This is a genomic window from Aliamphritea ceti, assembly GCF_024347215.1.
In the GTDB taxonomy this organism is placed as follows: domain Bacteria; phylum Pseudomonadota; class Gammaproteobacteria; order Pseudomonadales; family Balneatricaceae; genus Amphritea; species Amphritea ceti.
The window spans coordinates 4,467,618-4,494,513 of record NZ_AP025282.1 but is presented as its reverse complement, the minus strand read 5'-3'; the positions used below and the strand labels follow the sequence as shown (position 1 = coordinate 4,494,513).

Annotated in this window: 22 protein-coding genes; 13 read left to right on the top strand and 9 right to left on the bottom strand. The window is 42.6% G+C overall.

What is annotated here, in order from left to right:
* Positions 1-16: 16 nt before the first annotated feature.
* Both OCU49_RS20320 and OCU49_RS20315 read right to left on the bottom strand, forming a co-directional pair.
* Positions 17-1,906 carry an ABC transporter substrate-binding protein gene (locus tag OCU49_RS20320; RefSeq protein ID WP_261842372.1) on the bottom strand — a complete coding sequence of 630 codons (1,890 nt, stop codon included), beginning with the start codon at positions 1,904-1,906 and terminating at the stop codon, positions 17-19.
* Complete coding sequence (locus OCU49_RS20315; protein ID WP_261842371.1) at positions 1,906-3,807, bottom strand: ABC transporter ATP-binding protein; 1,902 nt, start codon at positions 3,805-3,807, stop codon at positions 1,906-1,908. The genes OCU49_RS20320 and OCU49_RS20315 overlap by 1 nt, the downstream gene beginning before the upstream one ends.
* 217 nt (positions 3,808-4,024) lie before the next feature.
* On the opposite strand from OCU49_RS20315, the gene OCU49_RS20310 reads away from it, so the two are divergent.
* The gene (locus OCU49_RS20310) at positions 4,025-5,026 is read left to right on the top strand and encodes an NAD-dependent epimerase (protein ID WP_261845269.1); all 1,002 of its coding nucleotides are present in this window, start codon (positions 4,025-4,027) and stop codon (positions 5,024-5,026) included.
* A gap of 70 nt (positions 5,027-5,096) precedes the next feature.
* Here the strand turns inward: OCU49_RS20310 and OCU49_RS20305 are convergent, their stop codons facing one another.
* The 7 genes from OCU49_RS20305 to OCU49_RS20275 form a co-directional block, all read right to left on the bottom strand.
* The gene (locus OCU49_RS20305; RefSeq protein WP_261842370.1) at positions 5,097-5,684 is read right to left on the bottom strand and encodes a histidine phosphatase family protein; all 588 of its coding nucleotides are present in this window, start codon (positions 5,682-5,684) and stop codon (positions 5,097-5,099) included.
* Positions 5,685-5,686: 2 nt separating this feature from the next.
* Entirely contained in the window at positions 5,687-6,835 is a 1,149-nt protein-coding gene (locus tag OCU49_RS20300; protein WP_261842369.1) for a glycosyltransferase family 4 protein, read from the bottom strand.
* A 15-nt stretch (positions 6,836-6,850) separates the two neighbouring features.
* Positions 6,851-8,071 (bottom strand): glycosyltransferase family 4 protein, encoded by a 1,221-nt coding sequence (locus OCU49_RS20295; protein WP_261842368.1) that lies wholly within the window; start codon positions 8,069-8,071, stop codon positions 6,851-6,853.
* 30 nt (positions 8,072-8,101) lie between these two features.
* Positions 8,102-8,854, bottom strand: coding sequence for a polysaccharide deacetylase family protein (locus OCU49_RS20290; protein WP_261842367.1), 753 nt, complete (start codon positions 8,852-8,854; stop codon positions 8,102-8,104).
* Complete coding sequence (locus OCU49_RS20285) at positions 8,851-10,023, bottom strand: glycosyltransferase family protein (protein ID WP_261842366.1); 1,173 nt, start codon at positions 10,021-10,023, stop codon at positions 8,851-8,853. The genes OCU49_RS20290 and OCU49_RS20285 overlap by 4 nt, the downstream gene beginning before the upstream one ends.
* Before the next feature lie 34 nt (positions 10,024-10,057).
* Entirely contained in the window at positions 10,058-11,254 is a 1,197-nt protein-coding gene (locus OCU49_RS20280) for a glycosyltransferase family protein (protein WP_261842365.1), read from the bottom strand.
* A gap of 176 nt (positions 11,255-11,430) precedes the next feature.
* Complete coding sequence (locus OCU49_RS20275) at positions 11,431-13,599, bottom strand: mechanosensitive ion channel family protein (protein ID WP_261842364.1); 2,169 nt, start codon at positions 13,597-13,599, stop codon at positions 11,431-11,433.
* A 215-nt stretch (positions 13,600-13,814) separates the two neighbouring features.
* On the opposite strand from OCU49_RS20275, the gene tviB reads away from it, so the two are divergent.
* From tviB to OCU49_RS20215, 12 genes are read left to right on the top strand one after another with little or no spacing between them, the layout of a single operon-like run.
* Positions 13,815-15,092 (top strand): Vi polysaccharide biosynthesis UDP-N-acetylglucosamine C-6 dehydrogenase TviB, encoded by a 1,278-nt coding sequence (tviB, locus tag OCU49_RS20270; RefSeq protein ID WP_261842363.1) that lies wholly within the window; start codon positions 13,815-13,817, stop codon positions 15,090-15,092.
* 21 nt (positions 15,093-15,113) lie between these two features.
* Positions 15,114-16,157, top strand: coding sequence for an NAD-dependent epimerase/dehydratase family protein (locus OCU49_RS20265; protein ID WP_261842362.1), 1,044 nt, complete (start codon positions 15,114-15,116; stop codon positions 16,155-16,157).
* Positions 16,154-17,164 carry an N-acetylneuraminate synthase family protein gene (locus OCU49_RS20260; RefSeq protein WP_261842361.1) on the top strand — a complete coding sequence of 337 codons (1,011 nt, stop codon included), beginning with the start codon at positions 16,154-16,156 and terminating at the stop codon, positions 17,162-17,164. Before OCU49_RS20265 ends, OCU49_RS20260 begins: the two co-directional genes overlap by 4 nt.
* Positions 17,161-18,306 carry a UDP-N-acetylglucosamine 2-epimerase gene (gene neuC / locus OCU49_RS20255; RefSeq protein ID WP_261842360.1) on the top strand — a complete coding sequence of 382 codons (1,146 nt, stop codon included), beginning with the start codon at positions 17,161-17,163 and terminating at the stop codon, positions 18,304-18,306. Before OCU49_RS20260 ends, neuC begins: the two co-directional genes overlap by 4 nt.
* A gap of 22 nt (positions 18,307-18,328) precedes the next feature.
* Positions 18,329-19,192, top strand: a complete 864-nt coding sequence (locus OCU49_RS20250; RefSeq protein ID WP_261842359.1) for a class I SAM-dependent methyltransferase — start codon at positions 18,329-18,331, stop codon at positions 19,190-19,192.
* Between the two features lie 8 nt (positions 19,193-19,200).
* On the top strand, positions 19,201-20,133 hold the full coding sequence (locus tag OCU49_RS20245) for an NAD(P)-dependent oxidoreductase (protein WP_261842358.1): 933 nt from the start codon (positions 19,201-19,203) through the stop codon (positions 20,131-20,133).
* A gap of 23 nt (positions 20,134-20,156) precedes the next feature.
* Positions 20,157-21,044: a dihydrodipicolinate synthase family protein gene (locus OCU49_RS20240; protein ID WP_261842357.1), complete on the top strand. Its 888-nt coding sequence runs from the start codon at positions 20,157-20,159 to the stop codon at positions 21,042-21,044.
* Positions 21,041-21,715, top strand: a complete 675-nt coding sequence (locus OCU49_RS20235) for a cytidylyltransferase domain-containing protein (protein ID WP_261842356.1) — start codon at positions 21,041-21,043, stop codon at positions 21,713-21,715. Before OCU49_RS20240 ends, OCU49_RS20235 begins: the two co-directional genes overlap by 4 nt.
* Positions 21,712-23,253, top strand: coding sequence for a hypothetical protein (locus OCU49_RS20230; protein WP_261842355.1), 1,542 nt, complete (start codon positions 21,712-21,714; stop codon positions 23,251-23,253). Before OCU49_RS20235 ends, OCU49_RS20230 begins: the two co-directional genes overlap by 4 nt.
* The gene (locus OCU49_RS20225; RefSeq protein WP_261842354.1) at positions 23,246-24,754 is read left to right on the top strand and encodes an MATE family efflux transporter; all 1,509 of its coding nucleotides are present in this window, start codon (positions 23,246-23,248) and stop codon (positions 24,752-24,754) included. Before OCU49_RS20230 ends, OCU49_RS20225 begins: the two co-directional genes overlap by 8 nt.
* Complete coding sequence (locus OCU49_RS20220) at positions 24,748-25,770, top strand: acyltransferase family protein (protein WP_261842353.1); 1,023 nt, start codon at positions 24,748-24,750, stop codon at positions 25,768-25,770. The genes OCU49_RS20225 and OCU49_RS20220 overlap by 7 nt, the downstream gene beginning before the upstream one ends.
* Positions 25,754-26,896 carry a hypothetical protein gene (locus tag OCU49_RS20215; protein WP_261842352.1) on the top strand — a complete coding sequence of 381 codons (1,143 nt, stop codon included), beginning with the start codon at positions 25,754-25,756 and terminating at the stop codon, positions 26,894-26,896. Before OCU49_RS20220 ends, OCU49_RS20215 begins: the two co-directional genes overlap by 17 nt.

The following is a 26,896-nucleotide window of genomic DNA, read 5'->3' as shown; positions in this document are numbered from 1 at the left end:
AGCAATATGAAGCGATTCATTCAGCGTCCTTATAAAAGAAGCCAGTCATGTTGTGAATACCGAAATAAGCACCAGGATCCCAGTTATAAAATGCATTTTCGGGAATATTCATTAAGTTCTTATTGACGACTATTGGCTGTAAAACGCCGCTTACCAGGCCAATAGAAAATACCTGATCAGCATGGATCTCTAACATACGGTTCCATATCTGTGCCTGTTCTTCGACAGAGGACGCCATACCCCAAGCATTATTTAGTGTCACAAGTTCCTGGACTTCAGGCATTGTTGAAGGCTTGCCTTTACCTGTTTCGTAATAGCGACCCCACTGAGGCCATTGGTACTGGTCCTGCTTGGTTGGCGCCATTTGCCAGGGGCTCATACTGGCAACAGGTACGCCGTTTGGCAGTCCATACCAGGCAGACATAATAGCCTCACCTGAAAATACACGGTTACGTAAAACTTCGCGCTGTGTAGGTTTTACGTACATCTGTACGCCAATACGTTTCCAACTGTCTTCAACCAGGGATAATACGTCGGTTTCTTCGGTGCTTTCTCCGGCGGTCTGAACCAGAATTTCCATCGGTTTACCGTCGGGCAATAAGCGAATGCCACGGGCATCTCGTTTGGTTAATCCTATCTCGTCGAGTAACTGATTGGCTGCTTCGACATTAAAGTCACTCCAGGCTGTCGCGTACTCAGATTTAAATAATGGGCAACTGGGTAATACGGTATTCGCCATGTCTTTTGCCAGGCCAAAATATACGACCTGATTAATTTCGTTACGATCTACCGCCATGGATATTGCACGGCGAAAACGAACATCCTGCATTAGTTGGCGCCATTGAGGGTCTTTCGCATTCATATTTGGATATAGGGCAATTTGTGCGCCTCGGCCTGTTTCCCAGAGATTAACCTTATAGTTGCCGTTTTCTTCGCCTTCTTTAAGGAAGGTGTAGTTATCCAGACGCAAGTAACGCGCTTGCAAATCAACGTCACCTGAGCCGGCTTTTGCCGGAATCAAACCTGTTGAGGCCAGGTTTATCTCAATTTCGTCAATATAAGGGAGTTGCTGGCCATTAGGGTCGACACGATGGAAGTAGGGATTACGCTTGAATATGAAGCGTTCGGCTGGTGGGCGTGTTGTATTGATCCATGGCTGAAGGCTTGGCAGGTCCGGATTAGTCAGTTTGTACTGGCGCCCTTTGCTGACAAATAGTCCCCGCCAGTTACGTTTATGTGCTTCTTCTGTCAGAAGAGTGAGTTTTTCCGCACTTTGATAATCTGCATGGAATTGTTTCATATAATGTGCGGGCATATAAATAAATAGTGGACGCGGTCCTGCCAGTGCTGGCAGAAAGTATGGATTAGGTGATGCCCATGAATAACGTACGGTGTATTCATCAATTACTTCGAAGACAGGTTTTTCTTTTTGCGATAACAGATCTTTTGACGGGCCAAACGGAGAAAGTGTTTCGTTAGTAGCCATATCTTCCCAGTAAAACCGGAAGTCTTCAGCAGTAAAGGGAGCCCCGTCAGACCAGCGAAGTCCCGGACGAAGGTGTAAAGTGAATATTCGTCCTTCTTCAATATCAACTTGTTTCAGAATATCGGCTTTCAGTTGTAATTGCTCGTCATAGCCGACTAACCGGGAATAGCCGAAAGCGACCATTAGTCGAATGTCTTTCGCTTTAGCCATCAGCATACGAATTTTTCCGCCATACTGACCGACTTCTTTATCAAAAAAAGAAGGTTTTGCGGGTGAATAAGGCAAGCGTTCCTGCATTGGCTGCAAACTGCCATTCGCTACCTGATCAGCCAGAAAAGGAACCGGTTTTAACTGGGCAAAAGCAGGGCTTACCGCGCAGCTGGCAATCAAGAGGAGATATGGAAGAAAATTCTGGAACATTACTGCGTCGCCTCTCTGACAAAGTGCTGCGGACCAACTTCTTTCAGAATGCCTGCGTCTTCTTCGCTCAGGCGATAAGGGCAAGGCCAGTGTGTCGGTTCCATGTGACGGCGATCAAGTTGGCTGTAATCTAGCGGCCGTTCCAGTTCGGGATAAGGAATTGCAGCTAATAATGCATGAGTATAGGGGTGTTGAGGGTTTTGGAACAGGCTATGGCGGGGAGCAATTTCAACTAACTGGCCGCGGCACATGACGCCTATTCTGTCTGCTATATAGTCTACCACGGCCAGGTTATGTGAGATAAATAAATAGGTCAGATTCAGGTCGCGCTGTAAATCTTTGAGTAAATTGAGAATCTGTGCCTGAACAGAAACATCCAGTGCGGATACAGGTTCATCCAGAATCAGCAGGTCCGGCTGTAATGCAAGCGCCCGTGCAATACTGATTCGTTGCCGTTGGCCGCCGGAAAAACTGTGTGGATATCTGTTCAGGAAACGTGCATCCAACCCAACCAGTGCCATCAGTTCTTTTGCGCGCTGTTTGTGAAAAGTTGAGTCGCCAATGCCATGTATTACAAAAGGCTCGCAGAGTATATCTAATACCGTCATACGAGGGCTTAGTGAGCTGAACGGGTCCTGGAATACAAACTGCATTTTTTGGCGGAAGTCTCTTAAAGAAGAATCGTCGAGTTCCAGCAAATTACGGGAAGTACCACGGTCGTTATAGACTATGCTTCCATGTGTCGGCGATATAGCACGCATGAGCATTTTACTGAGTGTTGTTTTTCCGCAACCACTCTCACCTACCAACCCAAAACTTTCACCTACCGGGATATCAAGATTGAAATCCCGTACTGCATGTACAACAGAGTTCTTCCCCTGCCAGCTACCGTGGCGGCTGTAATAGTCTTTGCCCAGTTGCTGAATACTTAAATGTGGGGCCTGCTCACGTTCTTGTTGACTCCAGGGGTCACGCTGTTGTTGTAAAAAGTGACTATCAAGTTCAACAGGGCGTAAAGACGTAAGGCGGGCACCGTCAGCCATATCGAATGTTGGAATAGCTGAAAAAAGGGCTTTTAGGTAGGGGTGTTGCGGATTATTGAACAGTGCATCGATCGGCCCCCGTTCAACAACTTCGCCATGAAACATGACTACTACATCGTCAGCCATATTAGCAACAACGCCCAGATCATGCGTAATCAGCAAAACAGACATGCCGAACTCGGACTGTAGTGACTTAATAAGTTGGAGAATTTGTGCCTGAACCGTAACATCCAGTGCAGTCGTTGGTTCGTCTGCAATTAACAGAGCAGGTTGGCAGATCAACGCCATAGAAATCATTGCCCGCTGCCTTAAACCGCCGGATAGTTCGAAGGGGTATTGGTTAAGCGCTTTTTCCGGATCAGGAAAACCGGTTTTTTCCAGCATGTTGAGTACTGCTGTGCGTACTTCCGCTTTGCTAACCTGTTTATGAAGCTTCAATGCTTCGCCGATCTGATCTAACAGTGTGTGAACCGGAGATAGGGACACCATAGGTTCCTGAAAGATAATGCTGATTTCGTCGCCGCGAAGGTGTCGCATTGCATCACTGGTTGGGGCCAGAGTTGCTATATCGACAGTTTGTGCAGGTTTGTTTTTTGGTTTGCAGTGATATTGAATGCTGCCGCGGCTGATACGGCCATTACTGGGCAGAATGCCCAGAATCGCTTGTGATGTAACAGATTTTCCCGAACCTGATTCACCTACAATCGCAACTGTCTTACCTTTGGGGATAGTGAAACTAACATCTTTAACCGCGGGGATTTCACTGCCATGAACCATAAAACTGACAGCAAGATTCTGAACTTCTAATAACGGCTCTTCAATTGCTGGGTCTTGCATAGTCTGTTGTTCTGCATACATTCGTTGAGGTTCCACCCTGCGACCTAAGGATAAGGAAAAAACAGCTACCTGATAATGACAGTCTTTTCCCTGCACTGTAAAGGTTAGCCTTGGGGGTATTTATAACAAAGCGGAATATTTTTAAGCTGTTAGCCAGGGAACACAGCAGCTAGAATAGATGCCATAGATGAAATTTCCGTTATTAGCGGGATCAGGCACTTACATGGATAAGATGAATATGAAAATATTAGTAACGGGAGCGGCTGGCTTTATCGGTTCTGCAACGGCTTTGTGCTTATGTGAACAGGGTCATCAGGTTATCGGTATTGATAATCTGAATGACTACTATGATCCTGCTCTGAAACATGCAAGGTTAGAGCGTTTAGCCGATATAGAAAACTTCAGTTTTATCGAAATGGATATCTCTGATCGTGAGGCCATTGCTAAGCTGTTTACTGAGCAAAGATTTAATCGGGTCGTTCATTTAGCTGCTCAGGCGGGGGTTCGCTATTCACTGGAAAATCCGATGGCTTATGTAGATTCAAATCTGGTCGGTATGGCGACTATTCTTGAAGGTTGCCGGCATAATAATGTTGAGCATTTAGTCTACGCATCATCCAGTTCAGTTTACGGGATGAATGACGAGGTACCATTTTCAGAAGATCATGGCGTTGATCATCCGGTATCTTTATACGCTGCAACCAAAAAATCTAATGAGATGATGGCGCACAGTTATTCGCATTTGTATAAGTTGCCGACGACTGGTTTGCGTTTCTTTACCGTTTATGGGCCTTGGGGTCGTCCGGATATGGCACCATTTTTATTTACAGATGCTATCGTCAATGACCGCCCGATTAAAGTGTTTAATCACGGTAAAATGCAGCGAGATTTCACCTATATAGATGATATTGTCGAAGGTGTTGTGCGTGTTTTAGCGAATGTGCCAGACGCTAATCCCGAAGATGCTAAAGACAGCCCGGCAACAAGCTGGGCACCTTATAAAATATATAACATTGGGAACAATGAGCCTGTCCAGCTAAGCGAGTTCATAACGGCGATCGAAAAAGCCGCAGGCAAAGAAGCTGTTAAAGAATACCTGCCAATGCAGCCTGGTGACGTTCCGCGTACCTACGCTAATGTTGATAAGCTGATGGCGCTGGTGGGCTTTAAGCCTGCAATGCCAATTGATGAAGGTATGCAGCATTTTGTTAATTGGTATCGTGAGTATTATCAGAATTAATGGATCATAACTGACAGATATTATAAATGCCGGCCACCGTAAGGTAGCCGGCATTTTTTATGGCAGTGTATTAAGTAGAAATATCGATGTTTAGCTCAAGTATTCGCCATTCACCATTACTGAAACTGAAGCCCTGAATGGCATTAAAGTTTAGTTTGTGGGGCGGTTTATCAAGCATGTTCCAATGACTTGCCGCGGCATATACAGCGCGGATGATGCCTTTATGACAAACACAGCCAAAACGTTTCTCGCTGTCCTGATTGCTCATGAGTTCTGCCCAGGCAGTTAAACGTGTCTGAACGTCCCGGGGTGATTCACCTGCTGGAGGTGTCAGGTCTAATCCACGAGCTTCTTCGTGTGCAAGGAGGTCAGCTTGGCTGCTGCGTAACTCAGACAATGTCTGACCTTCCCAGTCACCCCAGTTCATTTCTATCAGAGCCTGCTCGCTAGCTGCGTTGATGTCTAGCAGGGAAGCTGTTTGGCGTGCCCTTTCCAGTGGGCTGCAGAACCAGCGTAAATCCCTGAGTGATGCTGGGATTGTCCGTTGACTGAGTTGTGAGATACCTTCATCCGCGAGTGGAATATTGGTTCGCCCCTGTAGGCGCTTCTGTAAGTTCCATTCGGTTGTTGCGTGTCGCAGAAAGTAGAAATCAGTCATATTCAGAATTCCTGAGAGTAATCGGTATGCGCAGTAATGCTTTGCGTAATAATCTTGTGAAGTTCTGTAGATGCGTATTGCAAACTATGCTGTTCAGCTACATAACGTTTGGCATTTTCCTGATAGCGTTGTAATCGTTCAGGTTGGTCAAGTAGCTGTTCAACAGCTTTTGCTAAAGCAGAAGGATCACGCGGTGGACAGAGTATGCCGGTTTCTTTATCCCGGATAACAGAATGCACCCCGCCTTCATCGCCGGCTATGACTGCACAGCCTCTGGCCTGTGACTCCAGAAAACTCATCCCAAGAGCTTCGTTTACTGCTGGCCACAGATTGATTGCAAAATGCGGCAGTATATCAAGCAACTCCTTATTATCCAGCTGTTCGCCAAACTGGACTCTGGAATTGTTATTAAATAGTTCCTGCACTTCCGATCGGCGTTTGCCATCGCCGATAATTAATAGCTGAAAGTCAGCCTGAGTCTGTTGCAGCGTTTCAGCTAGCAGCTGATATGAATGAAACTTGTCACCGTCGCGCATCATCGCAACAGTTATCAGCCATGGTTTGGTAATGTCCAGATTATAGGTCTTGCTTACCTGCAGCTTACTGTGGGTTGGTTCGGTACAAAGCGTATTGACGAAAGGTGCGAGTCGGTGAAGTGGTGATGGCACTCGTTGGCTGTAATAGGTTTCAAGCGCAATTTGATCGATAGGATTAATAGAGCAGACTTTACTGGCTGTATTGAGTGCTAAATCCAGTTGCTGATGATATTTATGCCAGGGGCCATTGTTGCGTTTAGCTGCCCAGGACGCTTCGCACACAATGTAGGGGATGTTCAGGGTTTTGCTTATATAGGGGCCCAATAAATCCGGGGCTTTATAATATAGATGGTAAGTAAACCAGGCATCTGGACTATAGCCACGTGAATGCCACTGATTAATGATTCTCTGGGCTAACTTTTCTGCCAGTTGAACCATACGTTGTTGCCGGGCTGGGTTGCCAGGTTTATCAAAACTGCGAAACTGGCTGACGAGTTCTGCATCAAATCCGGAGAGCGCTAACGCTTGCAGCAGCAAACGAGCAATTTGACGATCTCCGGAAGGGTTTTTATGACGCGGCGATTTTAGCGGTGCATAAAAAGCGATGCGTTGCATACTATAGCCTACTGGTTAGCTGTTCTGCTGATTCTGGAACAGATCTACAAGTTGATCGATACCTTGTTCAACATCGAAATTTTCTCTCAGGTATGTCTGTCCCGCTTTACCAAGAGTATCCCGTAGTTGTGGTTGTCGGATCAATGTTTGTAAAGCTTCGGCAAGTTGTGTTGGGGACTCTGAATCAACTAACAAGCCATTTTTACCGCTACTAATTAACTCAGGGATACCGGATATATTGGTTGCCAGACAGCACAGTGCCTGACTCTGCGCTTCCATTAATACATTGGGCAATCCATCTCTGTCACCATCGGCAATAATTTTACTGGCAAGTACGAACAAATCACTGTTGCGGTAGGCTTCGAGTACGTCTTCCTGAGGTAGGGCTCCTAACCAGCTTATTCGCTGAGAAAGCCCCAGTTCTTCAGCTTGCGCTTGCAGAGGTTTAAGCAGAGAGCCGCCGCCAATATGTGTGAAGTGCCAGTTCAGGTCAGCAGGGAGCATGGCGAAGGCTTTTAGCAGGTCATCATAGCCTTTTTTGGGTACGGCTCTGCCAACACTGATGATTTTAACTGTTTCGGCAGTTGCTTCAGACACGGATGCCTGTGGATAATTAAAACGCTCAAAATCGAGACCGTGATAGACCAGCTGTACTTTATTCGGGTTATCACTGAGGCCCTGAAGATAGGTATGGTTAGCCTGGGTGCAGGTTGCCAGCCATTCCAGCTCATGAAGCTTTTCACGTAACTCCCATTCTTCTGACGTCCAGATATCCTTTGCGTGCGCAGAACAGCTCCATGGAAGCCCGTTTAAGAGTGCGGAGTAACGGGTAACAGATGCGGGTGTGTGCAGAAAGTGAGCATACATTTGCTGAACATTAGTCGGCATTTCTGCTGTTAATACCAGTGCCTGGCCAAAACGACGGATACGATTACGGCTGGTATCCCGTCTGAGATCTTTCCAGAAAGCTGTTAAGGCTTTTCCGAATGAACGTTGTTTTAGGCTGTGTCCTAACGCTTTTAATACTCTGAGAGGTTCCTGGTGCAGGTATTCAGGCAGGTAAATAACCTGTGCCTGAATTTGTCGATGAATAGGATGGATTTGTTTATCAGTTGGGTGCCTGAGTGAAACCAGGGTGATATCCATGCCACGCTTTTCTAAAGCCCTTATTTCCTGGGCAATGAATGTTTCAGACAGGCGGGGGTAGCCTTTCAGAATCAGGGCGATTTTTTTCACGTCAATCCTTATTGGTTGGGGATATTCGGGTTAACGGTTAAGCAGGTCTGGGCCTGCAAGCCACTGAGCTTTCTCATGTTCATGGCACCAGGTAAAAAAGCGCTGCAAAAAATCCCAGCATGCCGGATCGTGGTCCAGATGATGAGTCATCAGGCCGCAGGGTTCAGTAATATCAATCTGGCCAGTACGTTTCAGCTTCAAGTGTTCGGTCAGTTTGCCGATTACCGAGTCATCGCCAGCAAACTGGCGGTTTTTCCAGTTGATGATATCCAGATGTACATTCAGTTGGCTAATTTGTTGTTTTGTATTGACGGTCGGGCGAGGACCTAATACGGACAGTTTTTCATAACCAAGTACATTCAGTTGGGAAACTAAGTCCTCTGATAACCGATTCCAGGGCGGCACAAGCATATCCAGATACTGAGTTTCAAAATGTTGGGCGAGTCGTTGCCTGCCGGCTGACAGGTCGTTACATAGTGTATTCAGAGGATAGCTACCGCCGAGCTCAATTTTTCGCATACCTTCTGTTGCATGGCTTTGGTGATTGATACCGTGCTGCAATACGTAGCTATAAGGTTGGTTAGCAGGCTCGCGGATACAGTCGAGGCTGGACTGTAGCTGTTGTGGAATAACCGCCAGGTGTACAGGTACCTGAAACTGTTGCGCCAGAGCCAGCAGCTGCTGCAATGCTGTTGTGTCACTGGTGGCATCATCGTCCCGCCACCAGAGCTCAGCAGGCGTTTGCCAGTGCTGTAATTCTTCTTCAAGTGCTGACCAAATCATGCTGACGTCTCTCTTTGGCAAGCTTGCATATGTTGTTCAGCCCACTCTTTGAGCAGATTTGCTGAGTGTTCTGCGCCCTGCATATTAATCGTGGGTCGCTGGTGTTGCTGCCGAAGAGCCTGCTCGATGGCGTGCTGGAGAGTCTCTGCCGTTAAGGTTTTTTCCCGCACAATGGTTAGCAGGCCTTTGCTTTCAAGCAGTTGGCTACGGGCGAGCTGTTCGGTTTCACTTTCGGCTTCGAAAGGCACCACGACAGCAGGTGTTTCAGTCTGTAGTAGATCCATAACGGTGTTGTAACCAGCCATTGAAACAGATACGCGGGCACGGCTCAGGCTGTCGATGAAGTCATCAGCGAGATCAACAACTTGCAGGTTGTTATTGTTATATGTACCTAGAGCATGCTTATCTTCAGGTGCCATATTCGGGCCGGTAATAAGGAGCCATTGGCAGTCCGTCGCGTAGCCACTGGCATGCAGTTGAAGTGCGGCCTGCAGAATTTCTTTGCCGACAGCTCCGCCGCCTATTGAAACCACAATTAAGTCTTCCCGCGGTTTTTCTGCTGGCTTAGGTGGGCAAACGTAGCCGCTATAGTGTAAATGACTTTGAATTTGAATCGCTTTAGCAAAGCTTTTTTGCAACGGTGTGAAGTCAGAATCGCCATGTACCAGTACTTTGTCGTACTGCTGCTGAATTAAATTAATGCATTCGTTTTCGCGCTTTGGACTGCGTGCCTGAAGGATATCGCGTATTGAACTAACCACTAACGGTGGTTCAGGTTGTTTTCTGGCCCACTCTAATAAAGGAGTGAGTTCAAAGCGCATTTGACGCCGGCCAAAAGGATAGGTTTCTGTGATGATTACATCGGGCTGAAGTTGCTCACATATTTGCAGGAGTTTAGTAACGCGACTGAGTTTGTCTGCATCGGTAAACTCAGAGCTATCAGCTTTTACTAAGCCGGAAAATCCGTTGTCAGCACTTTTGACCGGATCGAGGAAATGCATAGTGGCAGGCGCAAAACTGATATGCGGAACAGGTCGGCCTCCAAATATCACATCAACCTGAATACCTGATTTAGCTAGTGCCTGAACAATCAGGGCTGAGCGACGGACATGACCTATCCCCAACAGATATTGTACATAGAACAACACACGGGGAGTTGAAGCAGCCATAGGAATTCCGTCAGGGTGGATTATGTAAAAGTTATTAACTTGGAACCTGTTCGTTATCGATTAGTTCACCGAAACGACGTGCGACAAAATTCAGGCCCTCCAGCATAGTCGCGCAGGATTGCTGAGAAGGAGGGGGTTGAGTTACCAGATTCGCAATAGCTTTATGCATGCTGTTTACGTCGCGAGTACCCGCCAAATCCAGTGAAGTTAGGAGGCCAAGATTCTGAGCCTTAGTTGCACGGATGAGCTGTTCGCGGCGCGGTTTACTGCGAGGTAAAATCAGTGCTGGGCGGTCAAACGACAGAATTTCACAGAAGGTATTGTAGCCACCCATAGCAATAACAGCATGAGCACTGGCCATCAGATGTTCTAAATGGGAGCTGAAAGTGACAGCTTCGACTTGTTCCAGAGCTTCTGCCCGTTGCAGAAAGTTATTGCGCTCTGCAGTTGCCATGAAAGGTCCAAGTACAAACAAGGCTGGCATAGGCTGCTTTGCTGCCTCGTATGCACGCATAACCCAGTCAACCATTTCAATGCCGTCCCCGCCGCCACCAGGGGTAACCAGAATATACGGTTGTTCCGGAATATTGATGCTTTGTGGATCAATGTTTTCAGGTAAATGGCGTGGCAGGTAGCCGGAATACTTCATCTTGTCATTGATGTGTTGGTTATTGCCGCTCAAGCCTTCTAAAGGATTGCCCATGCGTTGAGGACCATATACCCATAACTCGTCATAAAGGTTTTCAAGTACAGGCCAGACCTGCTTCTTCTGCCATTCGATTTCGAGTAATTCAGGATCGTCCATAACATCACGCAGGCCAAGTACGCACTGAGTCTTAGTCTCTTTAAGCATTTCAAGGGTGCTTTTAACTTCTCCTTTCAAGCCGGAGGGTTCTTTATCAACCAGGAAAATATCAGGCGCGAAGGTTTTTGCAGTGTGGAGAATAATTGATTCGCGCAGTGCCATCGTATCAGCAAGATCGATGTGCAGTCCCAAAGAGGTGTAGTCACCATTGTGCAATTTGATGACGCCGGGAATACGTACGAAATCTACTCGGGCCTTGAAGTCAAAACGCCCGATAATCGGTGAGCCTGTGAGAATCAGGATGGACAGGCCTTTGTATTGATCTACCAGTGCATGAGCAAGCGCGCGGCAACGACGCAGGTGGCCGAGGCCAAATGAGTCATGGCTATAAATAAGTAACCGACAATTATCGAGTTTATTGCGCACGAATTTGGCTCGTTGGTCAATGAAAAGGGCTATCTTACAATCGACTAGATGGTAATTGATAGTCTTAGATGAGGTGGATGTTAATACCAGATGAAAATTTACTGCGTTGAATCTATATATTGATGCTTTGTGTACTTCACACCACAAGAAGCTTGTGATGTGAAGCTTTTACCTGATCAGGCGTCATTATCGGCGCCTATGACATTCGCTTTGTCATCGTCGATTTTGTCCTGGCGTCGAATCTCCGGGCTGGCGGTCAGTGCTGCTGCGCCTGCTTTAGCAATAGCCTGGTGCTGAAGGGCTGCGGCGTCCGTCGATTTATCCAGCTCTTCTGGCTGCTCAGGCAGAAGAACATGTACAGAACGGTGCGCAAAATGTATGTCATTCGCACTAAGTGCTTCCTTCACTAAACGGTACGCTTCACGGCGGATAATCCACTGCTCGCCGGGTACGCAGGTAAACTTCATCCGGAAGATCAGCGCTGATTCCTCAACTCTGATAACTCCCTGGGACTTAAGCGGCAGCAAAAAGTGCGGGCCATACTCTTCATGCTCCAGCATTTTTTGACCAACTTTCTTGATCAGCTTTCGCACCTGTTCAACATTGGTATCGTATGCAAGACGGAATTCTAACTTCATGGTAATCCAGTCACGAGAAAGGTTCGTTACTGTCGCCATTTCGCTGAAGGGGATTGTCTGTACGGCACCCAGATGATGACGCAGACGAATAGAACGAATGGATATTCTTTCTACCGTGCCCCGCAGGCCAGCAGCTTCGATATATTCACCGCGGCGGAATGCATCATCTAAGAGGAAGAAAATACCGGAGATAACATCCTGAACCAGCTTTTGAGCGCCGAAACCCACTGCTATGCCTACGATACCGGCACCTGCTAATAACGGCGCAATCTCAACTCCGGCAATGCTCAGTACTGTTAGCAGCACACACACCAATAGGAATACCAGTAGGAAGGAGCGTACTAGTGGTAGTAATGTTTCAGAGCGGGTCGCACCTGCACCGCCGCCTTCACCTTCGAGGCTGGCCATGCCGTTATCTTCTACAAAGGCATCTGCTGGTAGGTGGCGTTCAATGGCTGACTGAATTACTTCCCAGATTGCATAGCCAATGACCAGAACAATAATTACATCGACAGACTTATCGATCATGTTACCGAGAGATGCTGCCAACATTTCCCAGGTGTCGTAACCAAAGCTATTAATAATGTGGTATAGCACGGCAGAAATAAGAATTGTCCGAATAGCAATTAGTGTACGTTTGATGAAAGTATCGCAGCGGCGCTCGAATGAGTGGCTCTGTAACCAGGAAATATCTTTTAGCTTGTTTAGTAATACATAAATAATACGATCAAGAATAGGAAAGCTAATCGTAATCCACCATGCTGGAGTGATTTGATCTGCCTGGCTGTAATAACCAAGAAATTCGTTAGCAGCCCAGATCACCCATATGATTAATAGCCAGATACTTATAAGTGTCGGCCACATATGACGAACGTTTTGGGTGAAAAGCGATGATGCTTCACGCCCTTCAGTAAAAGAATTCGTAATTGTTTCGCGATTTAGAAGCACAAATAGTATGGCTATACAGTTCATTATCAAGCCGTTTATCGGCACGATCAGAGCAAACATGATTGCATCAACGCCAAATTGATAAAGCAGTTGCCAGGAAGTTGTGGAAATAGAGTAGGCAGCAACGAAGCCTATAGACCATAGGTAGAAGCGTTTTGCTAAATGACACTCCATATTCATCAGTCGCAAGCCAGATGCATGCGGCGCCCAAACTAGCTGCGCAATAATTGCAAATGCTCTAATGGTGATAACCATGTTCAGAATGGCGACCAGGGATAACCGATAAATATCTTCAGTGTCATATAAAATAAGTGGAATGATGTAAGCAACGAGGCTAAATACCCCCAACGCTATATAGCTGAATCCGCAACGCAGTAATAACAACCCTAAGCTTTGACGCCAGTCGAGAGAGTTTTGTTCAGTAATCCGCTCACACAATCTCTTGAGTTTGTAACCCACTATAGCTTCTACAAACAGAGCCACGATCATCATTGCTGCGAAGGTTAACAATAATTCTGTAAAGCCATCCCCGCCCTGACCTTTGGTCATGTTATGCCACATGGTGTCGAGCTGCTTAGACCATGTACCAGCGCTTTGCGCTAACTGGTCTTTCCTATCAATAGCGTGCTGCATGAAAAGAAATGACGCCATTTTTTCAGAAGAATAAAGATACTCGTCATCACCAGAGCTTTCAGCAGCGAAGGCGGAGGATAAGACTGATAACAATAATGCAAAGGTAAGTGACCAGATTTTTAGCATAGAGAGTTAGTCTCGTGGGATAAGTGGCAATGTATATCAATTCTTAGAAGACTTTTAAGCACATTGTAATATGCTATTAAGATGATTGTCTCTAGAGCGTTGTTGCGGGTCAAGTAAATCGAATGAGTAGGTTTCTTGAGCTTACTCTTAAGTGTCCGCTGTGCTAGTATCGCTGGCCGGTGAGTTGTCAGGTTTTAATGGAGTAATAAGGTCATATGCTGGCGTTGGAAAATGCAAAAATCGCGGTAATTGGTTTGGGGTATGTCGGGTTACCGTTGGCTGTCGAGTTTAGTAAAAAATTTGATGTATTTGGATTTGATGTTAATCGGGCACGGGTTGATGAGCTTCAAGCAGGAACAGACTCAACATTGGAAGTAACTAATGAAGAGTTGGTAAATGCTGAACGTTTAACTTACACCTGTTCGCTACAAGATTTAAAACCCTGCAACGTTTACATTGTTACGGTACCAACGCCGATTGATAAGTACAAACAGCCTGACTTAAGACCTTTGATAAAAGCTAGTGAGATGCTTGGCGGCATCATTGGTGCTGGAGATGTCATTATTTATGAGTCGACAGTGTATCCTGGTGCAACTGAAGAAGACTGTATTCCTGTTGTTGAGAGAGTGTCAGGCCTGGCGTTTAATAAAGATTTTTTTGCCGGTTATAGCCCTGAACGAATTAACCCCGGTGATAAAGAGCATCGGGTGACTAATATTCTTAAAGTTACAAGCGGCTCCACTCCAGAAGTTGCCGACTTTGTAGATGCTCTGTACGCCAAAATTATTAAGGCGGGTACCCATAAAGCCAACTCTATTAGAGTAGCTGAAGCTGCAAAGGTAATCGAAAACACTCAGCGAGATGTAAATATTGCCTTAATAAATGAGCTGTCAGTTATCTTTAATAAATTAAACATTGATACGTTAGAGGTGTTGGAGGCAGCGGGTACTAAATGGAATTTTTTGCCTTTTCGTCCAGGTTTGGTTGGTGGTCACTGTATCGGTGTAGATCCATATTATTTGACTCATAAAGCTCAGGCCGCAGGTTATCATCCAGAAATGATACTTGCTGGAAGGAGGCTTAATGACGGTATGGGTAAGTACGTTGTTTCTCAGTTGGTTAAGCGGATGGTAAAAGAACGTATCCATGTAGAGGGGGCTAAAGTGTTGGTGATGGGGCTTACCTTTAAAGAAAACTGCCCTGATCTGCGTAATACCAAAGTCGTCGATATTATTAATGAACTAAAAGACTACAACATTGATGTTGATGTTGTGGATCCTTGGTGCTCAGCTGAAGAAGCGGTGAAGGAATATGGTTTAGAGCTGGTAACCGAGCATAAGTGTGATTACTACGACGCAGTTATCTTGGCTGTAGGTCATGATGACTTCAAAAAGATGGGAGGGCAGGGCATTCGCAAATTAGGTAAATCAGCCCATGTTCTTTACGATTTGAAATATGTATTGCCAAAGCAAGAAGTGGATATGCGTCTCTAATTCTAGTAAACAAGGTTAAATATGTCTCGTTACGATGATGTGAAAGCACAGTTAAAGCAAGATCCGAAGATTTGGCTTATTACTGGTGTCGCGGGTTTTATCGGCTCCAATTTGTTAGAGGCTTTGCTTAAGCTTGAACAAACTGTTATAGGCCTTGATAACTTTTCTACAGGTCATCAACGAAACTTAGATGAAGTCAAAAGTTTAGTTAGTGATATTCAGTGGAGCAGGTTTCGGCTTATCGAGGGCGATATTCGACACTATGATGTCTGTAGTGAGGCGGTTGTAGGTGTTGATTATGTGTTACATCAGGCTGCACTTGGTTCAGTACCTCGGTCGATTGGTGATCCGATTACGACAAATGCTGTGAATGTTACTGGCTTCCTGAATATGATTCAGGCTGCAAAAGAAGAAAATGTTAAAAACTTTGTTTACGCAGCAAGTAGCTCAACATATGGTGATCATCCCGCTCTGCCCAAAGTAGAAGAAACTATTGGTAATCCATTATCGCCTTATGCGGTAACCAAATATGTTAATGAACTTTATGCTGGGGTATATGAGCGCACTTATAATTTTAATTCTATTGGTCTTCGTTACTTTAATGTGTTTGGTAAACGTCAGGATCCCAATGGAGCTTATGCTGCGGTTATTCCTAGATGGATAACTGCAATGATGGAAGGCGTTGCTGTAACAATTAATGGGGATGGGGAAACCAGCAGAGATTTTTGTTTCATCGAAAATGTTATCCAAGTGAATATTGTTTCTGCACTAAGTACTGAGCCTGGTTCGCGTATTTATAATGTTGCGTTCGGAGAACAGAATTCACTTAATGTGCTGGCAGGTTTGATAAAGAATAAAATAGAGTTCTTTACAGGTCGTAAGTGTCTGTCACGTTTTGAGTATCAAAGCTTTAGAAACGGTGATGTCCGGCATTCATTAGCTGCAATTGATAAAGCTGTTTATGAATTGGGCTATGCTCCACCTTCATCTCTCAATGAAGGTTTGGATTTAACAATTAAGTGGTATTTAGAGCGCGATAGAGCTGTGATTGAGGAGGAGTCGTGAGTAAGTGTGAGATTATTGCGGAGATTGGCCAGGCTCATGATGGCAGTTTAGGCATTCTTTTGTCTCTAATTGATGCAGCAGCAGATAGTGGCGTAGATACGGTGAAATTCCAGGTTCATATTGCTGAGTGTGAAAGCTCGGTTCATGATGAGTTTCGAGTGAAGTTTTCACCAGCTGATGATACTCGTAAAGATTATTGGAAAAGAATGGAGCTGACTGAAGAGCAGTGGGCAGTTGTCAAAGCTCGATGTGAAGAGAAAGGGTGTGGTTTTTTGGCGACTCCTTTTTCTGTTGAAGCTATCGAAATGTTAGAGCGTATTGGGTGCCCAAGGTACAAAGTAGGTTCTGGCGATGTAACAAATGAGTTGTTTCTGCGTCGTTTGGCTGAAACAAAAAAACCAATAATCCTGTCGAGTGGTCTTAGTACACTTCAGGAAGTGGAAAGCGCTGTTCGAATTATAGAAATGTACGGGTGTACAGATTATATGGTTTTACAGTGTACTTCTGAGTATCCGGTGCCTCCTAGTCGCTGGGGTTTAAAGCAGATGCTTGTTTTGAAAGAGAAGTTATCTTGCAAGGTTGGTTTGTCGGATCATTCTGGTACGGCTTATGCTGGGCTTGCTGCCGTTTCAATTGGTGCTTCAGCGGTAGAAGTGCATATTACATTTAGTAAGAAGATGTTTGGCCCGGATGCGTTAGCTTCATTAGAGCTTAGAGAATTGAAGATGTTGGTTGAGGGGGCTGCAGCAATTTCTGAAGCATTTACTTCTGATTTTGATAAAGAGCAGTTTGCTGAGTCAAATCAGCGTATGAGAATAATTTTTGGACGTTCTTTGGTCGCTCGAAGAGAATTGATGGCAGGAAGTGTTTTGACAATAGAAGATTTGGAAGCCGTTAAGCCCTCAGGCTTTGGTCTTCCACCTACTCAATTAGATGAGCTTGTAGGTAAGGAAATGGCATGTGATGTGGAAAAGGGCGGCTTTATCACTGAGGAATGTTTAGTATGAAAAAGGTATGTGTTGTTGTTGCAAGTCGAGCGAATTATGGGCGAATAAAGTCAGTTTTAAGTGCGATTCAAGCGCATCCTGATCTACAGTTGCAATTAATTGTCAGTGCATCCGCTTTATTATATAGGTTTGGGCAGGTTGTTGATGTAATTGAAGCGGATGGGTTTGAAGTTTCAGCTAAAATCTACACGATAGTAGAGGGGGAAAACCTCACTACTATGGCGAAGTCTGTTGGTTTGGGGGTGCTTGAGCTATCTACTCACTTTGAAAATCTTGAGCCTGATATCGTACTGACAGTAGCTGATAGATTTGAGACGATGGCTACAGCTTTGGCTGCTTCTTATATGAATATAAGAGTTGCGCATACTCAGGGTGGGGAGTTGACGGGCTCGATTGATGAGAGTGTGAGGCATGCGATAACAAAGCTATCGCACTATCATTTTGTAGCTACTGATTTGTCGCGTGAACGGGTTGTTAGGATGGGAGAAGATAAAGACTACGTATTCAATACAGGATGTCCTGCGATTGATGCGATAGCATCTCTTAATCTAGGCTTGCCAGAGGGCTTTTTTGAGGCTAACGGTGGTAGCGGACATGTTATTGATCAGACAAAGCCTTATGTCGTTGTCCTTCAGCATCCAGTAACTACAGAGTTTGGCGACGGTTTTTCTCAGATAAATCAAACATTAAATGCTATTGCTGCCCTTGGGACACAAGTTGTGTGGTTATGGCCAAATGTTGATGCTGGATCTGATGATATATCTAAAGGTCTACGGGTTTTCCGGGAGAAAAACCCAGATGTTTGTGTAAGGTTTTATCGTAATTTCTCCGTTGAAGACTACGCTCGACTAATAAATGGTAGCGAATGCATTATTGGCAATTCTTCTAGCGGAATTCGAGAATCTGCGTTTTTGGGTGTACCTGCAGTTAATATTGGTACTCGGCAAAATGCTCGTGAAAGGGCGGCTAACGTTCATGATGTGGGATATGATTCGGCTGAAATATTAGCGGCAGTTAGAAAGCAGCAACTCCATGGGCGATATGAGCCCTCTTATCTATATGGGGATGGGGAAAGTGGAGAGAGAATTGCGGAAAAGCTGGTGTTAATAGATCCCCCAATACAAAAGACTTTGACTTATTAGGCTATTTGAAAAAGGTGCTAGGTTGAAAAACAAAATATCAGGTGATACTTCCAATTTTGATCAAAGTTGGCGAACAAGGAAAGAGGCTAAATATAATCATTGGTCAAGAGGTAATCCAGCGAATCAGATTCAATTCGCCTTTAAGAATCACTTCGAAGTCTTTTCTTCTTTAATCGGTGAGCTTTCAAAAACTAAAGGTAAGAGTTTGGAGGTCGGGTGTGGCCGTGGAAGTCTATCTAGCTTTTTTGCCGAAGATGGTTGGGAGTGCACACTTTTAGATTATAGTCCTTCGGTTATAGAGACTGCGAAAGATGTATTCGAAACTAATGGTCATTCTGCTGAGTTTATAACTGGCGATGCGAATGAGCTGCCATTTGAAGATGAGACTTTTGATGTGACTTCAAGTATTGGGTTACTTGAGCACTTCGAAGATGTTTCTAGGGTTATGAGTGAGCAAGTTAGGGTTCTAAAAAAAGATGGCTGGTTTTTGGGTTATGTCGTTCCAGAGCGGCCAGACAATGTTCAGCGCTACTTTAATTGGATTAACTCGGGCTTAAAGTTAATGTCTAAGCTTGTAGGGTCCAGGAAAGGTTCTCAAGTCGAGAAGCCTGATATTTATCGTAGCGATTTCAGTTCAGAGTTTTATTTACGAGCATTAGAAGGCTTGTCAGTAAAGAATATTACTGTATTTGGTATGTATCCAATGCCGATGGTTAGTCATAGTCCTGAGTTTCCATTTTCATTACTTCCAAAACCAGCTGAAGTGTTTTTGACAAAAGTTTTTGGTGGTGCTGTTGCAATCCGTAATAGGTTATACGGCAAACATGGATGGATATGTGATGAAAAGAATGGTCAGGCCTTTTTAGTTGCATTTCAAAAAAGCTAAATATAAATATGTTAATCGTAAATCTTGAACCGGAAAATTTTTCTCAATATTCGAAAGAAAAACTAAAAGAGTTAGGCAGCTATTTAGAGCTTGACCCCAGTAGTAATGAGTTTTTTAGCCTTAAAGGTCAAGTTGATATCTTAATTGTCCGTCTTGGGTTTATGCTTGATGAGCGCTTTTTGGATGAGTTTGAATCACTAAAAGTAATTGTTTCAGCTACAACGGGGCTAAATCATATTGATTTATCTGCCGCTGAAAAAAAGTGTATTGATGTAATATCTCTCAAGGGTGAAACTGAATTTTTAAGGACAGTGACAGCAACAGCTGAACTAACATGGGGGCTATTAGTAGCGGTGTCCCGTAATCTTATAAGTGCTGCAGAGGATGTAACTGAAGGCCGATGGTGTAGGGATGCGTTTAAGGGAACTCAGTTAGCCGGTAAAACAATAGGTATTATTGGTTATGGACGACTTGGAAGTATTATAGCTGAGTATGCGAAAGCTTTTCGCATGCGAGTGATAGTCAATGATGTAAGAGATGATGTAGAAAGCATCCCATTAGAGCTTCTTTTAAAGGATTCTGACGTAGTGACCGTTCATGTCGATTATAACGTCAGCAACGAGTGTATGTTTAGCGATGCAGAGTTCTCTATGATGAAAGATACTGCTGTATTTTTAAATACATCGAGAGGTGAACTTGTTGATGAAGAAGCTTTGGAGAGGGCGATAGTTAATCATGAGATTGCTGGGGCCGCGATTGATGTTTTGAGTGGGGAGGCTAGTTTGACTTGCTATTCTGATAATCGGTTAATTCAATTAGCGGCTGCAACTGATCGGTTAATTGTTACCCCACATATCGGAGGTGCTACCTTCGAATCAATGGCGAATGCTGAGGATTTCGTTGTTGATAAATTAATTAATCATATTAGTCAACCATCATAAATGTAAGTAAGAGGCCTTAGTTAATGCTAAAAGGAATAATCCCTGTCACAGTTGTACCTATGACGGCTAAGTCAGAGCCTGATGTTGATGGAATACATAACTTATCTGATTTTTTGATCGATCGCGGTGTAGGCGGTTTTTGGTCATTGGGGTCTGCAAGTGAAGATATAAATATGTCTTTTCGTCAGAAAGTTGAAGTTGCGCGTGAAATAGATCGGTCGGTGAATGGCCGGGTTCCGGTAATTATGGGAACAGGTTTGACTTCTATTCCTGATATTCTTGAGTATGCGTCTCAGCTGGACGGTTGTAATTTTCATGGACTTCATGTTTTGCCTTATGACGTTAAGATGGGGGATAGTCGCTTAATTAATCTTATAGAGACACTCGCAGATGAGCTTCCTTGGCCAGTCTGGTTATATCATAACCCGAAGCGGGGAAAGCCATTCAGCGATAATGTAATATCCGTTGTAAAAGAGCATTCGAATGTTGGTGGAATGAAAATCGGAGGCTACAACTTGTCTGAGTTAACAGGTGCTTTACTGCATAAATCAGAATCTTTTGATGTGATTGGCGCAGGAGGTGGCCAGTTATTTCAGATGCTATCAATGGGAGCCGAAGCTCATACGACAAGCGAAGCATCAGTTTTTCCAGAGCCTTTTATTGAATTATATCGTTTATTTAAAGAAGGAAGCTCTGACGCTGCATTGACGTTACAACATCGATTAATAGAGTTGTCTAGGTCAATGCCAAGAACTGATAATGGAGAGCACAGTGCTGAAGAGAAGTATATGTTAATGCTTCGTGGCGTATGTGATGAATATGTTAATTCTCTTTATCGTACTTTATCTGATAGCGAGAAATATAAATTGAAAAGAAGTTTAATATCATTTGGTTTTGAGTGGGCTGAATGATTGTAGATGCTTTAATACCTGCAAAAATGACTTCTCAGCGTATTTTGGAGAAAAATTTCGCGTTTGTTGGTGAACACCGTTTAATAGATTACGCGATGAATACTGCTAAATGTGTTAAATCATTCCGGAATGTATACGTAAGTTCAGAATCGGACCGTATTTTGTCACATGTGACAAAATGCGGTGGGCGGCGAGCGCTTAAGCGTCCGTTGGAACTGTCGCATCCTGATGTGAAAAATATAGATGTGATATATCATTTCCTGACGACTACATATGTTGGTGAATCTCTTCCTGATTATGTGGTGTTGCTTCAGCCATCGCATCCTTTTCGAGTACCTGCAGATTTAGAGTTAGCACTTAATTGTATTACTGCATCTGATTCAAACGTGAATGTTTGTTATGCGATAACGTCCCAAGATGAAAATGATAGCAGTGAAGTTTTTGTTCGTTTTGATGGTAACCCTCAGCTTATTAATACTGGTGCATTTTATATACTTAAAACGAAAGAGTTTTTAGCTCAGAGAACTATAAAGCTAAATGATGCATGGGGGCTAAAAATATCACACCCAAATTTTGAAGTCGATATTGATGAAGTAGATGACCTTGATGCAGCTCGAAGAATATACACAGAAAATAAATTAGATCTAGATCGATTAGGCATATTACCTTGAAAGTATTAATAGTCACTCAGGGAAATAATTTAAAAGTAGCTACTAAAATTCTTCAGGCCATGCAGTTTTTAACTGAAAAGCTTGAAGTTGGCGCATTTATTTGTGACTCTCGAGTTTTTGCATCCTGGTCTCCTCCTGAATTTATAAATCAAAAGTTTATTGTGAAAGAGTGGGACTTATATAAAGATATTAATTTAAAAAAGATAGATGAAAAATTACTTAATGAATATGAGTTAGAAATTGGTGACCCTACTCTGTGGAATGCAGTAATTGCAGATCGTAGAGTTTTTATGGGAAAACATTGTAAATATACGCAGGATTATTCTTCAAAATTTAGCAACACTGAGAAGAAAATTATTCTACAAGAGCACTTGAAGTCAATTGATAAACTAATTATAGAGTTTCAACCAGACCTAGTGCTTGGCTTTGGGTCATCAACGATAAGTGATTACTTGGCATATCGATTCGCTAAAGCTAGATCTATATCGTATTTGTTGTTGAAGGCTACGAAAATTGAAAATTATATATCGCTTAATGATGATATGATTCAACCATCAACACACCTAGTTGATAGATTTAATACCCCCGAAACGATAAGTGAAGAAAGTCGTAAAGTAGCGGAAAGTTATAAACAAAAAGTGAATGAAAGTGGTCTTATTTATGAAGGGGTGCTGAGTGATTCTTCAGGGCAGAGTGCCTACGTAAGTAACTTGTATTTTATAATTCGCGCATTCGTTCAGAAAATGAAAATACTCATAACTAATCAAGAATACGATCCACAAGCTATCGATTCTTTTGCACTCAATGTGTACCAGCGTATTATAAATCCACTTCGTTGGAATAAAACTCTGAAGACTTTTAATGATAAGCTTGTAGATATTGAAAACTCAGATGGTAAATTTATTTTTTACCCAATGCATTATGAACCTGAAGTGTCGCTTCAGGTTTTTGGCCGTGCATTCCAGAATCAAATCGAGTTAGTTCGTTACATATCTCAATCTTTGCCTATAGGTTATTCATTGATTTTTAAAGAACATCCTCGGAGTAAGGGGATGAGGCCTGTATCATATTACAAGAGCCTTTTCGAGTTACCTAATGTAAAGATGGCTCCGATTAATATGCCAACGAACTTTATTGTACAGAAATCAGAGTTGGTGATTGGAGTATCTGGTAGTACCTGTTTAGAGGCGGCAATTTTGGGGAAAAAATCACTTGTGCTAGGAACGCCTGCCTATGCTTCATTTGATTCTATGGGTATTGAACTAGTAGAGAACTACAGTAATTTATCGAAAGTTATTACTTCCGTCTTGAAAAATCCTGTCTGTGATAATTCTAAACTAATGCAATATATGTCAAGCGTTGTTGAGTCTTCTGTTCCTGTTAATTTATATACTGATTTGTTGGCTAAACCAGGTAGAGTTTCATTAAATGACGGTGTGAAAGTAGATGTAGATAAACAGTATAGCTTACTAGCGGATTATTTATTAAAAAGAGCAATTGAACTTGGTGTCGATAAAAGGTTGCAGTTAGGTGGGTAACTCGGCCCAATATTCTCGTCGTTCGGTTCATAACGTTGCTGCTCTTTGGATAGGACGAATCCTATTGCTGTTAATGATGGGGGTTCTTTATCCAGTACTCATGGCAAAGTTTACACTTGAGCAAGTTGGTCTCTGGGTATTAATTCTGCAAGTTTCACAGTTGCTTGGTTCATTAGATCTTGGGTTTTCGTCAGGATTAGCTCGATTACTTCCTGCAACGACTTCGATCTATAGACAAAGACTCTTTGTGTCATCAAGCTTTATTATATCTATTGGTATATCGTGCTTGGCAATTATAGTTATTCTGTTATTGCTGAGCTTCGATTATAAAGTTGTACTGGAAGGAAATAATGATCATTTTGAGGACCTTGATTCTTTCATTGTAATGGCTGTGTTAGTTCTAGCTGCATTACCTTTTCAACTTGCAAATGGTATTTTTTCAGGTATACACAGATTTGATCTGTTAGCTAAGTTTAATATTTTAGTTTATGCATCACGTTTAGCTTTTGTATTTATAGCTTTGTCTATTACAGATAGTTTTGTCTGGCTTGTTATAGGATATTTTTTACCACCTCTTGTGATTTCAATAGCTCAGTTGATATATGCATTAAAAAAATCTGGCATAAGCATTGAAATATCAATGTCCAACTTTCAAAACTATTTGTCAGTACTTTTATCGACAACATCTGCATCATTTGTTATATCAAATATTACACTGGTTGCACGTCAAATACCTGTATATCTTACATTATTTTATTTTGGTCTGGAGAACGTGGCTGCTATAGGCATACCGGTTCTTATTTTTTTGGCCTTGACTCCTTTTATAGGCTCGATTGCTAGAGTGGTTGTACCTGCTTCAGCTTCACTTCGTGATCAGTCAAAAGAGAAGAAATTGTCATTTTATAATAAAGCCATTGAAAGCTGTGTTTTTATTGCAGGACTTGTATATTCATTTGTGCTTCTGTTTGGTTCTGACATTTTAAACCTTTGGCTTTCGTATAGTAATCTTGACGGAAAAACTATTTTAGATATGTATTGGAGCTTAGTGATCCTCTTTGCTCTATTTTTTTTAGGCTCTCCAAGTTTAATATTAAGAAGTGCTTTGTTAGGTGAAGGAAAGCACTGGCTTGCTGTCCGCTTTGATTTATTGTCTTTAGCTATATCCTCAGCAGCCATATTTTTAATTGTGACCGCTTTTGATGATCCTAAGTTGAATGTTCTTGTGCTAGGTTTTTTTACTATTGTTCGTTTGTTGTTACAGTTATTATTTGTTGCGCAATCGTCCAAGCTGGGGTCTTGGGATTTTTTTAGAGATCTTTCTTATAAAAAAATCATACTTTTGTTCGGTTTTAGTTTTATGATTTTTTTCTTTTTCATAAATGGTTTTTTTGGTGAAAAATTATTAGTTAAATTGTTTTTATTGTTTTTTTACTTTTTATTTGGCTTTCTCCTATTTTTTAAAGATTTGTTTCTTAAAAAGGTCAGTATCTTTCAATGTTAGATTCTTTAAGATTTTTCCTTGCTTGTTTTGTAGTGTTAGGTCATCTACATAAAGTAGAGTTTATTGCTGCTCCTGCCGTTTGGGGCTTTTTTGTATTGTCAGGTTTTTTGATAACTAAGAGCATAAACAAAAGGTCTCAATATGATGCTAGCTTTCTAGTATTTATAAAACGGCGTGTAATGCGAATTTATCCTTCATACATTGCTAGCATTTTTTTTGCCATGATTGTTATCTATCTATTTGGCTCTAAAGCAAATCCAGAATTTATAAATCAATCACTCAGCATACCCGAAACGTTTCGAGAAATATTTTCTAATATTTTTCTTATAGGTACTACTACTTTTGGTGTTGGTCGTATCGATAGCTCGCTTAGCCCTTCCTCTTGGGCTCTTGAAGTAGAGTTTTTGATGTGGATTGTAGGTTTCTTTTTACTTACATCTAAGCTTAGATGCGTCTTAGTTATAGCGTTTTTATCTGTTTTGATAGTATTGGTTTATTTGCTGGTAAGGGTTGTATTAGACGTTGATGTTATTCTTGCAAGTCAGTTTCTATATAGTTTTTTATTGGTTAGCCTTTTTCCTTATGCTATTGGTGCGTTTCTTTCTTATTTACCAGCGATAAAGGTAGGAATACGGTGGCTTTATATGATGTTTGGTTGCTGCGTATTTGTTTCTGCTTCTATACTTTTTGTTGTTTATGAGGTGAGTGCTACTCTTGGAACCTTACTCTCCGCTCCTTTAATGGGAGGGATTGTTTTTGTCGCTTTCTCGATTGATTCGACAACTCCTTTGAGGTCTTATTGGCTTAAAACTATTGGTGATATGGCTTATCCAATCTATTTGTTGCATTGGGTATGCGCATACGTGGCTGTTTTGCTATTGGGCGTTTCAAGACTTTCTACTGCAGAGCCGTTTACGTATCCGGTACTGGCTTTATCATGGCTATTATTGTTATTACTAGCTTATTTATATGTTTTATATATTGAGAGGCCTTTATTTAATGTCTTCAGAAAATAAAGTTTTAATTCAGAAACAGATTTTTAACGCTAGAGAGAAGTTAGCGTTTTTTCTTCGGTCGGTAACTAAAGATAAAGGGCTTAACGTTAAGTTAACACAAAAATCTGAGTGTAGTGATTATGCCCGTTGTTTTTATGTTTTTGCGGCGAATACTATTCAACGTCTTGACTTAGTCGATATTGATGGGGTTGCTGAAAGGGTTTTTGAGGTTGCGGTTAGTCATTATGAAAACGAGCAAACTAATACTTCTGGGAAGCCGTTTCTTCAATTATTGTGTTTTTCTCTTTCAGTTTTGAACATTCTGGATAAAGAGTATCTTAAGCGGTTGTTATCCGTTGTTAGTGATCTTCAAGTGGATGACCTTGATACACATCTATGCAGGATGGGTGTGCATGAAGGAGTGGCGGGCAGCGGCAATTTAGCTATGTTTCAAGCGGTTTTACTTGCTAGCGGCAACTCTAGTAAAGAGACTTCATATGCTCTTGATAAGTGGTTTTCCTTCCATGCTGCGCACCTCAATGAAAGGGGGTTTTGGTCGAAGGCTATCCGTCCTTATTTAGAGTTTCAAAATGGTTATCATCAATACGAGATTTATCAATGGGCTGGTTATGATCTTGGTGATGATTTAATAAGGTCTAAAAGTATTTTGGCTTGTATGGATAATAAAGGACATTTTGCTCCTTATCCTGGAGGAGGAGGCTGTTATGACTATGATGCTACTTTTATGCTTTGTTTCTCTAAATTAAATTTTAATATTAAGGAAGTCGCGTTGAATCGCCTTTTGACCACACTGCTCAATGAACAAAATAATGACGGCGGTTTTGGTGAGTCTGTTTATAATAACTTCAATTTTAATGGATTGTTTCGCCGGATTTCTCATGTTTTATCTGCTCGTGAGGTGGGGGTTTTTTTTGAGCGGGCAAAATATTTCATTTTTCTATTAAACCCGAAGCACAAAACGATTAAGACACATTGGACTATCTATCAGCGTGATTGGGATGAATCTGATCTATGGGATAGTTGGTTTAGAATGCTGACTATTCAAAAATCTTCAATTTTTCTGGGTTACACAGATGCTGACGAGTGGGGGTGTCAAACATTTCCTGGTGTAGGATATACCAATTAG

Coding starts and splice junctions, on each gene's coding strand:
- OCU49_RS20315 (WP_261842371.1), bottom strand. CDS start 3,807: ATGTATGCAGAACAACAGACTATGCAAGACCCAGCAATTGAAGAGCCG.
- OCU49_RS20275 (WP_261842364.1), bottom strand. CDS start 13,599: ATGCTAAAAATCTGGTCACTTACCTTTGCATTATTGTTATCAGTCTTA.
- OCU49_RS20285 (WP_261842366.1), bottom strand. CDS start 10,023: ATGGCTGCTTCAACTCCCCGTGTGTTGTTCTATGTACAATATCTGTTG.
- neuC (WP_261842360.1), top strand. CDS start 17,161: ATGAAAAAGGTATGTGTTGTTGTTGCAAGTCGAGCGAATTATGGGCGA.
- OCU49_RS20305 (WP_261842370.1), bottom strand. CDS start 5,684: ATGACTGATTTCTACTTTCTGCGACACGCAACAACCGAATGGAACTTA.
- OCU49_RS20290 (WP_261842367.1), bottom strand. CDS start 8,854: ATGATTTGGTCAGCACTTGAAGAAGAATTACAGCACTGGCAAACGCCT.
- OCU49_RS20300 (WP_261842369.1), bottom strand. CDS start 6,835: ATGCAACGCATCGCTTTTTATGCACCGCTAAAATCGCCGCGTCATAAA.
- OCU49_RS20310 (WP_261845269.1), top strand. CDS start 4,025: ATGAAAATATTAGTAACGGGAGCGGCTGGCTTTATCGGTTCTGCAACG.
- OCU49_RS20215 (WP_261842352.1), top strand. CDS start 25,754: ATGTCTTCAGAAAATAAAGTTTTAATTCAGAAACAGATTTTTAACGCT.
- OCU49_RS20245 (WP_261842358.1), top strand. CDS start 19,201: ATGTTAATCGTAAATCTTGAACCGGAAAATTTTTCTCAATATTCGAAA.
- tviB (WP_261842363.1), top strand. CDS start 13,815: ATGCTGGCGTTGGAAAATGCAAAAATCGCGGTAATTGGTTTGGGGTAT.
- OCU49_RS20220 (WP_261842353.1), top strand. CDS start 24,748: ATGTTAGATTCTTTAAGATTTTTCCTTGCTTGTTTTGTAGTGTTAGGT.
- OCU49_RS20320 (WP_261842372.1), bottom strand. CDS start 1,906: ATGTTCCAGAATTTTCTTCCATATCTCCTCTTGATTGCCAGCTGCGCG.
- OCU49_RS20265 (WP_261842362.1), top strand. CDS start 15,114: ATGTCTCGTTACGATGATGTGAAAGCACAGTTAAAGCAAGATCCGAAG.
- OCU49_RS20240 (WP_261842357.1), top strand. CDS start 20,157: ATGCTAAAAGGAATAATCCCTGTCACAGTTGTACCTATGACGGCTAAG.
- OCU49_RS20235 (WP_261842356.1), top strand. CDS start 21,041: ATGATTGTAGATGCTTTAATACCTGCAAAAATGACTTCTCAGCGTATT.